At 35.3% G+C, this 15,521-nt stretch carries 9 protein-coding genes; all 9 read right to left on the bottom strand.

All coding sequences use genetic code 11. The features are described from left to right. Positions 1-2: 2 nt before the first annotated feature. Positions 3-3,281, bottom strand: coding sequence for a T9SS type B sorting domain-containing protein (locus tag ASC72_RS08055; RefSeq protein WP_056189492.1), 3,279 nt, complete (start codon positions 3,279-3,281; stop codon positions 3-5). A gap of 216 nt (positions 3,282-3,497) precedes the next feature. Next, the gene (locus ASC72_RS08050; RefSeq protein ID WP_056189490.1) at positions 3,498-4,682 is read right to left on the bottom strand and encodes an aldose epimerase family protein; all 1,185 of its coding nucleotides are present in this window, start codon (positions 4,680-4,682) and stop codon (positions 3,498-3,500) included. A gap of 109 nt (positions 4,683-4,791) precedes the next feature. Continuing rightward, a complete protein-coding gene (gene araA, locus ASC72_RS08045; RefSeq protein WP_056189488.1) occupies positions 4,792-6,300 on the bottom strand; it encodes an L-arabinose isomerase in 1,509 nt (502 codons plus the stop codon). A gap of 92 nt (positions 6,301-6,392) precedes the next feature. After that, positions 6,393-7,094: an L-ribulose-5-phosphate 4-epimerase gene (locus ASC72_RS08040; protein WP_026982501.1), complete on the bottom strand. Its 702-nt coding sequence runs from the start codon at positions 7,092-7,094 to the stop codon at positions 6,393-6,395. Continuing rightward, positions 7,078-8,769: a ribulokinase gene (locus tag ASC72_RS08035; protein WP_056189485.1), complete on the bottom strand. Its 1,692-nt coding sequence runs from the start codon at positions 8,767-8,769 to the stop codon at positions 7,078-7,080. The genes ASC72_RS08040 and ASC72_RS08035 overlap by 17 nt, the downstream gene beginning before the upstream one ends. 167 nt (positions 8,770-8,936) lie before the next feature. Beyond that, the gene (locus ASC72_RS08030) at positions 8,937-10,922 is read right to left on the bottom strand and encodes an alpha-L-arabinofuranosidase C-terminal domain-containing protein (RefSeq protein WP_056189483.1); all 1,986 of its coding nucleotides are present in this window, start codon (positions 10,920-10,922) and stop codon (positions 8,937-8,939) included. A gap of 356 nt (positions 10,923-11,278) precedes the next feature. Then, complete coding sequence (locus tag ASC72_RS08025; protein ID WP_056189479.1) at positions 11,279-13,261, bottom strand: glycoside hydrolase family 127 protein; 1,983 nt, start codon at positions 13,259-13,261, stop codon at positions 11,279-11,281. Between the two features lie 12 nt (positions 13,262-13,273). Then, a complete protein-coding gene (locus tag ASC72_RS08020; protein ID WP_056189475.1) occupies positions 13,274-14,257 on the bottom strand; it encodes an arabinan endo-1,5-alpha-L-arabinosidase in 984 nt (327 codons plus the stop codon). A gap of 281 nt (positions 14,258-14,538) precedes the next feature. Next, complete coding sequence (locus ASC72_RS08015; protein ID WP_082564273.1) at positions 14,539-15,501, bottom strand: glycoside hydrolase family 43 protein; 963 nt, start codon at positions 15,499-15,501, stop codon at positions 14,539-14,541. Positions 15,502-15,521: the final 20 nt, after the last annotated feature.

Here is a 15,521-nt window from a genome sequence, read left to right as displayed (position 1 = left end):
TCTTATCTTTTTAATGCAAAATGCCCAGAAAATACAACATTATTACTAAAATTAGCTTTAAACCAATAATCGTCAGATGGCATTATCTTTCCGTTATAAAAACCATCCCATCCAGAATTATTTGAAGATAGTTCACTCAATAATCTACCATACCTGTCAAATATCGACACTTTAGCATTTGGAAAATTTTTTATAACACTTATTTGCCAAAAGTCATTATAACCATCATTATTTGGGGTAAAAAATTTAGGGTAATCAATCACAGTAACTGCTTTCGAATCATTACCGCAGCCTTCTTTATCTCGAACATATGTAATATAGTTTCCTCCTTGAACATCATAAAAATAATTACCATCCTGATAATTTATTCCATCAATTGAATATTCAAAATCACCATTGCCTTCTGCTATAATTTCAATAAAATTATTTTCTGACAATTCCTTATATTTTACTTCTTTGATTGTTGGAAGTACAGATCGTATTAATTCGAATTCAAAATTATTTTCGCAATAAATGTTGTTTTGAATTTTTCCAACTACAAGTGTATACTTTCCGGCGTTTATTAAAGTAGCTTCATTAGTATTTGAAATTTCACTTTCCTGAAATTTCCAACTATAGCTATCTAAATTATTATCAACGCCTATCTGTAATGAAGACTCCAAATTACATAAGAAATAAGTTTTATTTATCTTTACGCTTGGCCGTTCATTGACTATTAGGTCAAAACTTGTTTCAGAATTGCACAGACTATTTATTTCACTTTCCACCTTTACTTTTATCGTTTGGGATTTTGATTGCGTGTTTTTAAACAAAGCTGGTAAAGGATTTGATAATTGATTTCCATTACTGTCAAAATACGTTATTTTCAGACCTGATTGATTGCCAATAATTTCGGTTTCTAAATTGAACATATCGAAAGTAGCAAAACCACTACCTTCGTCGCAAGCATACTTATTGACCGGTTTATTAATTTTAGGTTGTGAACGTGTTTTTAAAACTAATGAAGTTTCTGCATAACAATTAGTCAAACTATTAATTACCCTTACAATAATTGTTTCTTGATTGGCAGTCGTGTTTGTGTATGGATTAGGCAAGGGACTTGGTAATGGAGCTCCAATGGCATTAAAATAAGAAACTTTCGTTCCTATTTGATTTCCTAAAACAACAGCTTCAATATTTGAAGTATCAAAATATTCTGAAATTCCGTCATTATTATCATCACAACCCAAAAGTTCTGGTAAAGAGTTTGCTGTTGGTAAAGGATTTACGATTAATTTAAAAGTGGTTTCGCCAGAGCAATTTGTATCTGTATTTGTTAGTTTTACAGTAATTTTTTCTTCGTTGGTAATTAAATTGGTAATGGCATTTAGTGAAGATTGTATTTGCTCACCATTTGCGTGATAAAATTCGACCTTTTTATTAGTTGCAGTTCCTATAATTGAAGCTTTTACTTGTTGTAAATTAAATACAGTAAAACCATCTGTATCATTGTCACATACATTTAAGTCATCAACAGATAACTGTGGTAATGTGTTTACAATTAAATCGAAAGTAGTTTCAGAATAACAGCAAGGATTATCATCATGAGAAACTCTTACCGTTATTATTTCTCTGTCTTTAACCGTATTCGTGAACGGATTTGGCAATGTGCCATATTTGTTTCCTTTACTGTCTGTGAAAGTAACTGTTTTTTCAGTCTGCCCTCCTAAAACTTGCTTTGTAACTGTTGAAGTATCAAAAGAGGCTGAAAATCCTGTATTAAAATTATTTTCACAAGCATAGATATTATTAATTCCATATGCTTTTGGTGGCTCTTTGGATTCAATTGTTTCTGTTAAAACCTCATGTGTTCCATCTTTTCCAGTAACCGAGGCAGTCACCGTGTATTTCTCATCTACCGAAAAATCATGAAAAGGAGACAAATCTGTAGAAATATTCTTCGCTCCTGAATCCGGATCTCCAAAATTCCATTCAATCGAAGCTACTTTTGACTGATCACTAACACTAAATTCTTTTAAAAATTCAGAACAAATGTTCGAAACGTTCATTTCAAAAATAGTATTTCTAACCTGATTTACATTTCCTGTTACGTTGATATAAAAATTAGCTTGTGGCTTTCCAAAATCAGCAGTCGAAACATAGCCACTTCCAAGATCAGGATATCCTGGTAGAGCAGTACAGCCTCGTTGCCATGATACATCATCATTTTGTGTTGTACCGGCGATAAAAGCAACTGCGTCTCCGTAAACAATTCCTTTATGAACTTCTACCAGAATTTTTTTTACACCAGCCGGAATTTTGATTGGTTTATCAAAATCTACTTGTACAATTTGAGAATTCTCATCAATACTGGGCCTAAGTTCCTGATATTGACTACTTCCTATCAGTTTTTTTTCAGAAAAAGAACAAGGGAAATTATCATCTATCTCATAGATATTAAAACTAACTTTGGACAACCAACCCGTTTTATTAATTCCAACTTGTCCTGAATTAATTACAAATTCCTCATTATTTGATATACCAAAGTCTTTCAAGTTAAAAGCTCTTGCCCAATAAATATATGTCGATGTGCAAGAATGTATACCAGTATCTATTAATTCATCATTGAGGTTATGGGATAATCTCGTAATTGGTCCTAAACTTTTTGTATTAAATACTTCACCAGTAACATTTATATAAAAATTTGCATTTGGAACAGGAATAGTTAAATCTGTAGTGCGAGAAAAAGGAAGTGTTTTATCACAACCTAAATACCAGGAATCTCCTGTATCTTCTGCTGTTCCGGCTACAAGAACTTCTGCTGTTGTATAATTAGTATAGTCTTTTCCCTTGCCTACAGTTACCAAAATTCTTTGAGTTCCAGCCGGAACAATAATTGGTTCATCAAAATCTATTTGCACAATTTCCGGATTACCATCAATAACTTTCGTTGGCTTAAGGCCTCGAGATCCTAGTAATGGTTTTGAAAAATAGGTCCTAAAGAGATCAGGAAATCTATCGTCGGCAATATAAACCGCAAAAGACAAATTTGCACCAATATCTGATTTAGCAATTCCAATCTGACCTGATTTAATAATAAACTGTTCATTTGGTTTTATACCAAAATCTGATAATTTGAATACTCTTGACCAGCTTTCATCATCCTGACAAGAATACATATCCGTCTTAACAAGTGTTGTTCCAATATTATTCGTTAAAGTTATCTGGGAATTGATATATTGATAAGACAGAAAAATAAGAAGTAAAACTGCCTTTTTAAAACTATTTTGAAATGTTGTCATTCTTGTTTATTTATTTTCTGTTTTATAACAGATTAGGACCCAAATAATTAATTGGTTATTTAAAAACTACTGTCATATCTGAAAACCAACTTTTCGAGAATCAAGATCAAATATAAGAATGAAACTGTATAAATCTTGGTTAAAATAAAAAAACCTCGAAAGGATTACTTTCGAGGTTTCTTAGAGAATTACTAACTAATTAACATAATTCCAAAACTATTTTTTTACAGAGAATTTAAAAGTAGTTTTAGTTTTATAATTTTCTCCCGGGTTTAAAACCGTTGTCGGGAAGTTTTTCTGATTTGGAGAATCAGGATAATGTTCTGTCTCTAAACATAAACCTGTTCTGTGTGCGAATGTACCGCCGTTTGGCATTGGTAAAGTTCCGTCAAGGAAATTTCCAGAATAAAACTGAATTCCAGGTTCGTCTGTTGTCATTTCCATAACTCTTCCGCTGGCTGCGTGGTATACTTTTGCGATAACTGTTTTTCCTTTTTCAGGATTATTCAGTACCCAACAGTGATCGTAACCTTTTCCTCTTTCTAATTGTTCGTTTTTCACTGCGATGTCTTTTCCAATTAGTTTTGGTTTTCTGAAATCGAAAGGAGTATTGGCAACATCTTCTAATTTTCCTGTTGGAATTAAAGTTGCATCAACCGGAACAATTTTATCTGCATTTAAAGTCAATTCGTGATCTAAGATTGTTTTAGTAAAATCTCCAGATAAATTGAAATAAGAATGCTGCGTTAAATTCACAACTGTTTTCTTATCTGTAGTCGCTTCGTACAATACTTCTAACTGATTATCATTTGTCAAGATATAAGTCACAAAAACCTTTAGGTTTCCAGGATACCCTTCTTCCATATCTTTACTTAAATAAGATAATTTTAAAGAAGCAGTATCTCCAGATTTTGCCTCATCAGCTTTCCAAACAACATTAAAATATCCTTGCGGTCCACCGTGCAAAGCATTTGGAGTATTGTTTATAGCCAATTGATAATCTTTTTCATCTAAAGTAAATTTTCCTTTAGCAATTCGGTTTCCATATCTTCCGATCAAAGCTCCAAAAAATGGATTCGCTTTTTCGTATTGAGCCAAATTATTAAATCCGATAACCACATTTTCAGAAACACCTTCTTTATTAGGTACTTTCAAATCTGTAATCCTTCCGCCAAAAGTGATGATATCAACTTCCATCCCATTTTGGTTTTTCAATTTATAACTATCGACTTTTTCTCCTTTTGCAGTTGTTCCATAAGAAGATTTCTCAATTGTAACTGTAGCTTTTTCGTCTGACGAAACTGTTGTAGCATCCATTTTTTTATCGCTTTTGCATTGAACTGAAATTGCGGCCAAACTCATAAGGCTTATCCCAAAAATACAACGTTTTAATACATTCATAAATATAGTTTTTAAGTATTGTAAAAAGTGAAATGTAAGATGTGAAAAATTTAAACAACAAATTTAAAACCTCTGAACCTTTGTCGCTTTGAACCTTTGTAACTAGAAATTATAATCCATGTTGAAACAAATGATAATAAGCTTCATTTGCATTGATCTTATCTTTAAAGTCTCTTACGGTAGTTTTTTCATCAATCACCAATAATTCAATTCCGGCGATATCAGCAAAATCTTCCATATATTCTGTTGTTAGCGACTGGCTGTAAACCGTATGATGTGCTCCACCAGCTAAAATCCAGGCCGTTGCAGCAATTTCAAGGTTTGGTTTACAATCCCATAAAACTCTCGCAACCGGTAATTTTGGCAATTCAGCCATTGGTTTAATTGCTGTAACTTCGTTTACAATCAAACGGAAACGAGTTCCCATATCTACCAAAGAAACATTGATTGCCTCTCCTGCTGGTGAATTAAACACCAAACGAGCCGGATCTTCTTTTCCGCCAATTCCTAAAGGGTGTACTTCGCAAGAAGGTTTTCCATCAGCAATAGAAGGACAAATTTCCAGCATATGCGATCCTAAAACATATGATTTTTGAGGCGTAAAGTGGTATGTATAATCTTCCATGAAAGACGTTCCTCCTTCAAGACCAACGTTCATTACTTTTAAAGCACGAACCATTGCAGCTGTTTTCCAATCTCCTTCTCCACCAAAACCATAACCATCGGCCATTAATCTTTGTGTTGCGATTCCAGGCAATTGTTTCCAAACACCTAAATTTTCAAACGTATCTGTAAAAGCTCCAAAACCTCCTTCTTCAAGGAAAGCTCTTAAACCTAATTCGATTTTTGCCGCTTCCGCTAATGAACTTCTTTGCGCTCCGCCTTCTTTTAAAGAATCGGTCAAATTATAAGACGCTTCATAAACTGCTAATAAATCATTTAATTCTTTGTCTGTAACTTTCTCAATATATTTAGTAACATCTGAAGAATCAAAACCGTTAACTGACATTCCGAAACGAATTTGAGCTTCTACTTTATCTCCTTCTGTAACGGCAACTTCACGCATATTGTCTCCAATACGGGCTACTTTTAAATTTTGAAGTTCATCCCAACCTAAAGCTACTCTTGTCCAGATACCTAATTTTTTCTGAACTCTTTCGTCTTCCCAATGTCCAACAACAACTTTGCGTTTTTTGCGCATTCTTGACATAATAAAACCAAACTCACGATCTCCGTGTGCCGATTGATTCAGGTTCATGAAATCCATATCGATAGTTCCCCACGGAATTTCAGCGTTGTATTGTGTGTGTAAATGGCACAATGGTTTTTTCAAAATACTCAATCCGCCAATCCACATTTTTGCTGGTGAAAAAGTATGCATCCAGGCAATAATTCCGATACAGTTTTTAGCCGAATTTGCCGCTAAGCATACATCTAATATTTGTGCAGGTGATTTTACTACATCTTTATAAACCACTTTTACCGGAATATTAGACGCTCCATCTAATCCTTTCGCTATTATTTGAGAATGTTCTGCTACTTTTCTTAAAGTTTCTTCACCGTATAATTCCTGGCTTCCTACTACAAACCATACTTCTTTCTGAGAGATATCAATCATATTCTTTTGTTTATTATGTTTCAAGTTTTCTTTGTTTCAAGTTTTGAAATGCTGAAAATCTTTGTTCTTTATTCTTTTATCTTTTATCTAAACTACTGTCCGTAATACGAATCTTTTCCGTGTTTACGATTGTAATGTTTTTTTATTAGGGAATCTTTTAATCTTGGCGCATTTGGGTTTATTTGTAAAGTCAGATAGGCCATTTCGGCTACGACTTCTAAAACTTTGCTGTTGTAAACCGCCTTCGCAGCGTTTTTTCCCCAGGCAAATGGACCGTGATTTCCAATCAAAATCATTTCTACTTCTTCGTATGAAAGATTTTTTTCTTTGAAGCAATCCAAAATCTGAATTCCGGTATTGTGTTCGTAATTTCCTTCTATAAGCGAATCTGCCATTGGCGGAGCACAAGGAATATCTGCTGTTAAATGGTCTGCATGGGTTGTTCCGAAAATCGGAATATCTTGTTGTGACTGTGCCCAGGCTACAGAATAAGTTGCGTGCGTATGTGCAACGCCTCCAATATTTGGCCAGTTTTTATATAAGTAGGCGTGTGTTTTGGTGTCAGATGACGGACGCATTGTTCCTTCAATAACATTGTTATCAAAATCCACGATAACAATATCTTCCGGTTTTAAATCTTCATAAGGAACGCCGCTTGGTTTAATGGCAAAAACACCATTTTTTCTGTCCACCGCACTAACATTCCCAAAAGTATATACCACCAAGTTCAATGCGTTTAACTGCATGTTGGCTTCGTAGCATTCTTGCTTTAAATCTTTATAAAGAGAACTCATGTTTTGCTGTTTTAATAGTTGGATCTTCAAAAGCACTTAATTGATCGTAAGCGATTAACAATTTGTTATACGCTGCTACTTTGTCTAATTGAGGGAAATATTCTCCATCGAAATCACTTCCTATTTTTTGGCTTGCTTCGATTACGTTTGGATAAATTCCGGCTGCAACTGCTGCATAAATCGCTGCTCCTAAAGCAGGAGTCTGATCTGAAGCTGCAATTTTGATTGGCTTGTTTAAAACGTTAGCCAAAGTCTGCATGATGAAAGGTGATTTTCTGGCAACTCCACCAATTCCGATTACGCTGTCAATTTTCACTCCTTCTTCTTCAAAACGATCCACGATTTTCTTCGCTCCAAAACAAATGGCATTTACCAAAGCTTTGAAAATATGTGGTGCTTTTGTTCCTAAAGATAAATTCGAAATCGCGCTTTTTACTTCTTGATTGGCATCCGGAGTTCTTCTTCCGTTGATCCAGTCCAAAGCAATTGGAAGACTTTCTGAAACCGGAATTTTCTCCGCTTCTTTGGTTAATTCTACAATTAATTTATCGCTGAATTCTTCTCTTAATTGTTCTTTTTGTGCCTCATTTAAAACTGTTGAAGAAGTCAATAAATGTTCTGTCGGCCAAAGCAATAATTCTTTGTACCAGGCCAATAAATCTCCAAAAGCAGATTGTCCTGCTTCTAAACCAATGAATCCTGGAATTACAGATCCATCAACCTGTCCGCAGATACCACGAACGGTTTTTGTTCCTACTTCATCATAAGAGCCAACCAAAATATCACAAGTTGAAGTTCCCATAACGCGAACTAAAGTGTTTTCGCCAATTTTAGCTCCAACCGCTCCAGAGTGTGCATCGAAAGTTCCAACGGCAATAACGGTGTCTGTTGAAAGCCCTAAACGATCTGCCCATTCTTTGCTTAAATTTCCGGCAACTAAATCTGAAGTATAGGTTTCATCATATAAATTTCCGCGAAGTGTTGCCAAATATGGATGTAATTTTTCTAAGAATTCTACTGGTGGAAGTCCGTTCCAGTCCTCGTGCCACATAGCTTTGTGACCCGCTGCGCAACGGCTTCTTTTGAATGTCTTTAAGTCTTTATTGTCAATTAACAAATACGTCATTAAATCACAGTGCTCCATCCAGGTGTACGCTGCATTTCGAACCGCCTCATCTTCTCTTGCGATGTGCAATATTTTTGCCCAAAACCATTCCGATGAGTAAATTCCACCCACATATTTAGTTACATTTTCCCCGCCCCAGCTTACTGCCAGTTCGTTGATTTCATTTGCTTCGTTGATCGAGGTATGATCTTTCCACAACACCATCATGGCATTTGGATTCTCCTCAAAACCTTTTGTCAAAGCCAGCGGAATTCCTTCTTTCGTAACCGGTACCGGAGAAGATCCGGTTGTATCAATACAGATACCACGCACTTGCGAAGGATCTACTTTGCTTTCTTTTATAACGGTTTGAATCGTAATTTCTAAACCTTCTATATGGTCTAAAGGATGCTGACGAAACTGATTAATCGACGCGTCACAATATTGTTTGTTTTTCCATCTTTTGTAATGAGAAACATTTGATGCTAACTCCTGCCCATTTTCAGTATCTATAAGCACCGCTCGAACAGAATCTGTTCCGTAGTCCAATCCTATAACGTAATTTTTCATTCGAAATACATTTATTAATGACGACAAATATAATATAAATATTTTATAAGTGTATAAAAAACACTTAACAATATGAGGCTTGCTAATTTTTACTGATAATGCATCAAAACAAGCCTTTAAGATAAAAACAAGAAATAAATTTTGGTTTTACATTTATTCTGTTGCGATTATTTCATCTTTATTTTCAAAACCGTAACCGAGTACGCCGGAAAGTCATATTGAATTTTACTTCCATTCAACTTAAATTCGCTTTCCTTCGGACTAATTTTAGTTGGAGCATCAAAAGAATTCTCATCGTTTATTCCGTCTCCTTTTAAAATTACTGCAGTTCCTTTGGTGTCTAATTTTGCTCCTTTTACATCAATTGAAACATTTTGAGCTGTTGCAGCGGTGTTCACAATTTTCAGAATTACTTCTTTTGAATTCACATCTTTTACTGCCGATGCAAACAAATCGTTTTGTCCTGTAACTGCTTTTCCGTCTTTTGTAATATTGATTAAATCGGTTCCTTTATTGTTTGAAAATAGTTTCTGAACATAATAATTTGGCGTTCCGTACGATTGTAAGTTGTTGAACCAAATCATATCCGGTGTCCATTGCCAGCCTTCTACGTGTGCCAATAAAGGTGCGTACGATGTCAAATGAACAACCTCAGCATTGCGCTCCATTCCGGTCATGAAAGCCGCTTCAGAGAACGCACATTCCCAGTTGTTTTTATTATCCGGACTTGCGATTGCTACACTTTGTGCTGCATATTCTCCTGCAAAAATCTTCGGTCCTTTACGGTCGTAATTATCATAACGGGTTACATTTTTACGAAACCAGGCCGGATCTTTATAGTAATGTTCGTCTACAATTTCTGCATTCAGTTTTTTAAGTTCTTTCATACCGTAATCAAAGAAATCTCCGTCAGGAAATGGTCCTGTTCCGGACACAATTGTAATGTTTGGGTATTTTGATTTAATGGCTTTTTGAAACACTTTAAAACGCTCTATGTAATCTGGTCCCCATTGCTCATTTCCAACGCCAATGAATTTTAAATTAAATGGTTTTGGATGTCCCATATCGGCTCTAACTTTACCCCAGGCTGTCCTTTGATCGCCATTTGCAAATTCAATTAAATCTAAAGCATCCTGTACATAAGGATCGATTTGATCCATCGGAACCAATTGCCCGGTGTTGAATTGGCACGCCATTCCACAGCTCAAAATTGGCAGTGGCGATGCTCCTATATCTTCTGAAAGCTGGAAATATTCGAAGAATCCCAAACCAAAACTTTGAAAATAATCCGGAGCCGGACGATGTGCAAATTCCATGTTCCAACGATTTACTGCAGTTTCTCTGTCTTCAACTTTTCCAACTGATTTTTTCCATTGGTAACGTTCTGCCAATGTCCTTCCTTCTACAATACAGCCTCCCGGGAAACGTAAAAATCCTGGTTTTAAATCGTATAATAATTGCACTAAATCTTTACGAAGTCCGTTTTTTCTTCCTGCCCAGGTATCCTCAGGAAATAATGAAATATTATCCAAATCAATAACGCCATTTCCTTCAAAAGTTATTCTCAGCTTCGCTTTAGCTTCTGTTGCTGTAGCTGTTAATTGAGCAGCGTAATCTGTCCAGTCTTTTGAAGTTGGAACAACCGAAGTCTCCCCAAGAACTTTACCGTCCTTATCAATAAACTGAAATACAATTTTGGAAATATTTCCAGATATTTTTGAAGCTTTTAAAGTCAGATTGTATTTCAAATCTTTTTTGATTCCCATTCCTCTGAAGCCTTCATTAACCAATTGATAACCGCTGGCATCATTAAGCGTAACTCTGCAATAATTATGATTGGTTCCTTGCTTCGAATATTGAACCACATTTGCAATTCCTGATTGCTGATTTAATTTATGACGATCGCTGTTGGGTTCATTCCATCCCATCATTGGAAACAGAAATTCAAACGATCTGTTTTTGATCATTTCAGCATACAAACCTCCATCAGCGGCAAAATTGATGTCTTCAAAAAACACTCCATACATCGTAGGTTGGATCTTGGTTACTGTTTTGGCAGCATCCACCTGAAGATTATTTTTTTGTGCCGATGCATAAAAGCCGTTAAGCAATAAACCGCAAAGGGTAATTTTGGTAATTAAATTGGACTTCATTTTTTTATAATTAAATGTGTTTTTTTTACGCGGATGACGCGGATTAAAACGGATTTTTATTTTTTTATTTTTTTATTTTGGCTTTAGTTTAAACACACAGAAACATAGTTCTGGATGTTAAAAAAAAGGCTTCTCATTTGCTTAAAGACATCCCGAAGCTTCGGGACTATGTGTGCAAATCTAGATTTGTTTAAAACTCTTTTTTATAGATTTTAAATTCTATGTTTCTATGTGTTTAAATATTTTCTCCCGCAGATTCAGCAGATTTTTTTTCTAATCTTTTTAATCCTTTAATCTGTAGCAAAATCTTGATTCTTGTTTCTTTGCTCTATTTTCTATATTCTTTGTTCTATTCTCTATTTATAATCCAACCAAACTTTCATTTTTCCAATGCCTCTATTTGACCAGCTGTAATATGGAATTGCTTTAAACTTTGAATTCTCAATAACATTTACACCTTGCAATAAATTGGCTTCTTTTTTTACTTTGAAAGTATCTCCCACTACTACATTTATTTTATCAAAATTGGTTTTATTATCAATTTCTTCAACCGCATACACGATTGGTCCATATTCTAAAGAAACTTTATTTTTATTGGTTTCTACTTTCGAATTGGTTTCTACTTCCTGAACTTCCATTGGGAAATTAAGATTGATTTTATCTCCTTTTTTCCAATTTCTGGTTACGACGAAATAACCATCTTGTGGTTGAATCGCTACTATTTCTCCGTTTACATTAATAGTGGCTTTTTGAGTGGATGCTTTTTTATAGGTATATAAATCACCTGGTAAAACTTCATTTCTCGCCCAGCCCGGAACTCTAAGTTTAATGGTGAATTGACTTTCTTTTTTTGGATTAATCCAGATCGCTACTTTTCCGTTCCAGGGATATCCGGTTTGCTGTGAAATCTGTAAATCAGTTTTTCCAACTTTGAAAGAGGCGTTGTTCGAAGCATATAAATTCACATACAAAACATCATTTGATTTGGAGTAAATCAATCCCGGAATTGAAGGTATAAAACGAATTAAATTGGTCGGACAGCAAGAACAGTCAAACCAGGCCTGACGCGTGCAGGAACCTCTGTTTGATTTAAAAACACCGTCGGCTTCTAAGGCATTTGGATAGAAAAATTCTTTTCCGTCTAATGAAATCCCCGAGATTAATCCGTTGTACATGGTTCTTTCAATCACATCAAAATATTTCGAATTTCCGGATAAATTATGCAACCTGTGATTCCAATACACATCTCCAATTGCGGCGCAGGTTTCGTTATAAGCTGTAAGATTTGGCAATTCATAATTGGCTCCAAAAGCTTCACCGTCATGTCTTGAACCGATACCGCCAGTGATGTACATTTTTTTGTTTACCATATTATTCCATAAATTATTTATGGCGTCGGTATAACCTTTGTCTTTGGTCATGGCAGCGATATCTGTCATTCCCGCGTACATATAAACCGCTCTCACGGCGTGACCTACCACTTCATTTTGCTGTACCACAGGAATGTGATCCTGTGCATATTCTCCATATAATTTATGATTGTTTGGATTACCTCGATTGTCTAGATAGTATTTCGCCAATTTCAGATACTCTTCTTTTCCGGTAATTTGATACAATTTGATCAAACCCGTTTCTACTATCTGGTGTCCCGGAACTCCCTTTACCTGACCCGGACCATCACCAAAAGTTTTCACTAACAAATCCGCATTTTTAATGGCAATATCAAGGAAATTTCTTTTTCCAGTCGCCTCATAATGGACAACAGCCGCTTCAATCAAATGACCAGAATTGTAACATTCATGACTAATTTGTAAAGATTCCCAGCGTTTTCCTTCAATAACGGGAACCCAGGACGCTGGTGGTTTTGCCGGATTTATAGTTCTCCAGGTGGTTAAATAACCGTCTTTTTCCTGACCAATTTTTACAATGGCAATCAACGAGTCTAAAACACGGTCTAATTTTGGATTTGGCGCGCTGATTAATGTATTCGAAGCGCCTTCGATAATTTTGTAAACATCGGTATCATCAAAAGGCATTTGTCCTCTAACTTCTCCTGTTTTTTGTTTTCCTGCGATTAAAAAGTTTTCAAAACGTCCTTCTTCATTGCATTTTTGAATTGCATAAGCAATCGTAATTTCCTGTACTCTTTTGATGATTGGCAACCAAAATGAATCGGATAGTTTTACGTTTTGAATGTTTACGGGTTCAATTTGATAACCCGCTTTCAAAACCGAAGTTTTATCGCTTGGCTGTACCACATTGTTTTTGGTTTCTTTACAAGAAATCAAAATCACAAGTGATAGAAAAAGGGTTACTATTGGAAAATTATATTTTTTCATTCTCTATTTATTCTATTTTAAAACGGGCCACAAATCGGCATCCCAAAGCATTTCTCTAACTACTAATCTTGGAGTTCCGTTGGTTTTCTTTTCATAAGCGTGATAAAAGATATAATCTTTACCATCAAACGTATAAGCGCTATTATGGCCTACGCCAAAGTAATTTTCATCACCCTGAACTACAATACTTCCTCCACCTTCATTTAATGGTTTTCCTTCTTTGTCCACATAAGGCCCCGTTACGTTTTTAGACCTTCCAACCACAACTTTATAGGTGCTTTTTTCTCCGCGACAGCATAAATCCCAGGAAAGAAATTGGTAATAATAACCATTTTTCTTAAAGATAAATGGAGCTTCCAATGCGCCATCTCCCGGATCAGAATCTGCCAATTCAAAAGTTCTTTTACGTTTCGAAATCGTGTGCCATTCCTGAGGCTGCGCAATTGATTTTAAATCGGGATTTAGTTTCACCAATTTTAATCCTTCCCAAAAAGAACCAAAGGATAACCATGGTGTATTATTTTCATCAAAAATTAAATTCGGATCAATGGCATTCCACATGTCACGATTGGGTTGTGACTGAATGACAATTCCCTGATCGACCCATTTGTAATTTTTATCTTTTGGATCTAAAGTAGTATTTGTCGCAACGCCAATTGCCGACGTATTTTTGGCGAAAGCCGAAACTGAATAATACAGATAATAGGTATTGTTATGAAACGAAATATCCGGCGCCCAAATATGGTTTTTGAAATCGGCTGCAACGCCATCGGCCCAAACTGGTTTTTCTGGAAAAACGGGAGGCTGCTTATCCCATTTTTTTAAATCTTTAGAACTAAAAACACTGATTCCATTTCCTGTACAATATAAATAGTACATGTCTTTTTGTTTGATGACGACGGGATCGTGTACGACAATTTCCTGTGCAAACGAAACTGAAACTATCAGCATCATTAAAACAGAAAGTGTATGTTTTATGTTTTTATAAAATTTCATATTGTGATGTTTTTTTCGCCATATAAGTGATAAGAGAATTTAAGTTTGGTTTTGTATACTGCTTATTTTTAAAGCATATACGTTTTTACGCATTTGAAACTGTGACTGAAAACTTTTTTCCCACCCATATAAGTCATGTAAGTAAATTTAAGTTTGGGTCTGTTTGGAACGTTTTTTAATTCATATAAGTTATAAGAACAGTTAAGTTTTTCTAAGCCTGGTTTAATATGGACTTATATAACTTATATGGTGAAAATTTGTTCCTCTTGTTTTGAAAAAGACTACTGAATTCCCTCAGATGTCATCACTACACGTTTCATCGTTCCGTCTTTGTTATAATATAATTTATCGACACAGACTGATCTTCTGAAACTACTTCCGTCTGGAATTGTTGCTCCGTTGTGATAGATGAAATACGATTGTCCTTTAAAATCAATTATTGACTGATGATTGGTGTTGCTGTTTCCTGCGATTTCATTCAAAATTCCTTTAAATTCCCATGGGCCAGTAATTGACTTGCTCATGGCGTAAGCAATTTTTTCAGGAAACTCATAAGCATAAGACAAATAATACCAGCCTTTGTGTTTGTGAATCCACGGTGCTTCTGTAAAATGCGGCAACTCTTTTATATGCTGAATCGGTCCGTCTAATTCGATCATATTGTTTTTTAATTTGGCATAATGGCAGGCTGTATTTCCCCAAAACAAAGAGGCTTGTCCATCTGTATCGATATAAACTGTCGGGTCGATATCGTCCCAGCTTATATCAGTAAATTTGGTCATATCGTTTGTGATTAAAGCTTTTCCAAGTGCATCTTTAAAAGGTCCGGTTGGACTGTCTGAAACTGCAATTCCAATAGCTTTTCCTTGTACAGAGTTATGTTCAACAGTTACATACCAATAAAACTTTCCATTTCTTTCGATAACCTGAGACGCCCATGCATCACCCTTCGCCCACGCAAAATCAGTTGTTTTTAAAGGCACCGGATGTGATTCCCATTTCTTCATATCCGAAGAAGAATATACCACCCATTCGTTCATCTTATAAAAATGAAAATCTTTTGGTGCTTCGTCATGACCTGCATACAAATACACTTTATCCTTGTAAACCAATGCAGCAGGATCTCCTGTATATTGATCCTTGATAATTGGGTTATTGAATTTTGCCGGATCAATTTGTGCCACTGCTGTTGTGCAGGGTACAATCAAAATTAAAAGGGATAGGCTTGTAATTAGGTTTTTCATTATGATTCTTTTAAAACGCG

It is taken from the genome of Flavobacterium sp. Root420 (assembly GCF_001427905.1).
Lineage (GTDB): Bacteria > Bacteroidota > Bacteroidia > Flavobacteriales > Flavobacteriaceae > Flavobacterium.
This window is presented reverse-complemented; position numbering and strand designations above follow the sequence as displayed.